The 1,088-nt window shown below is 50.7% G+C and carries 1 rRNA gene; it reads right to left on the bottom strand.

Annotated elements, in window-relative coordinates:
• A 23S ribosomal RNA gene (locus ACHA99_RS10555) occupies positions 1–1,088 on the bottom strand; the annotation flags it as partial.

Raw genomic sequence — 1,088 nt, 5'->3', positions numbered from 1 at the left:
GTGGGTTACCCCTTCACCTTCAACGGCTTACAGAACGCTCCTCTACCGCGCACAGTAAACTGTGCACCCGTAGCTTCGGTGACTAGCTTAGCCCCGTTACATCTTCCGCGCAGGCCGACTCGACTAGTGAGCTATTACGCTTTCTTTAAATGATGGCTGCTTCTAAGCCAACATCCTAGCTGTCTAAGCCTTCCCACATCGTTTCCCACTTAGCTAGTACTTTGGGACCTTAGCTGACGGTCTGGGTTGTTTCCCTTTTGACGACGGACGTTAGCACCCGCCGTCTGTCTCCCGAGTAGTACTCATTGGTATTCGGAGTTTGCAAAGGGTTGGTAAGTCGGGATGACCCCCTAGCCTTAACAGTGCTCTACCCCCAATGGTATTCGCTCGAGGCGCTACCTAAATAGCTTTCGAGGAGAACCAGATATCTCCCGGTTTGATTGGCCTTTCACCCCCAGCCACAAGTCATCCGCTAATTTTTCAACATTAGTCGGTTCGGTCCTCCAGTTGATGTTACTCAACCTTCAACCTGCCCATGGCTAGATCACCGGGTTTCGGGTCTACACCTTGCAACTAAACGCGCAGTTAACACTCGGTTTCCCTACGGCTCCGCTATTCGCTTAACCTCGCTACAAAATGTAAGTCGCTGACCCATTATACAAAAGGTACGCAGTCACGGTCTCAAGAACCGCTCCCACTGCTTGTACGTATACGGTTTCAGGTTCTATTTCACTCCCCTCACAGGGGTTCTTTTCGCCTTTCCCTCACGGTACTGGTTCACTATCGGTCAGTCAGGAGTATTTAGCCTTGGAGGATGGTCCCCCCATATTCAAACAGGATGTCACGTGTCCCGCCTTACTCGTTTTCATCAATGGTTAGTTTTCATGTACGGGGCTATCACCCTGTGCCGCTGCGCTTTCCAACGCATTCCACTAACACCCCACTGACTTAAGGGCTAATCCCCGTTCGCTCGCCGCTACTAGGGGAATCTCGGTTGATTTCTTTTCCTAAGGGTACTTAGATGTTTCAGTTCCCCTCGTTCGCCTCGCAACACTATGTATTCATGTTGCGATAACAGCTTATGCTGC

Origin of the sequence: Shewanella sp. S23-S33 (assembly GCF_043359565.1) — a bacterium.
Classification (GTDB): Bacteria; Pseudomonadota; Gammaproteobacteria; order Enterobacterales; family Shewanellaceae; genus Shewanella; species Shewanella oncorhynchi.
Note: the sequence above shows the minus strand (reverse complement) of the source record. Positions and strands in the feature narration are given on the sequence as shown.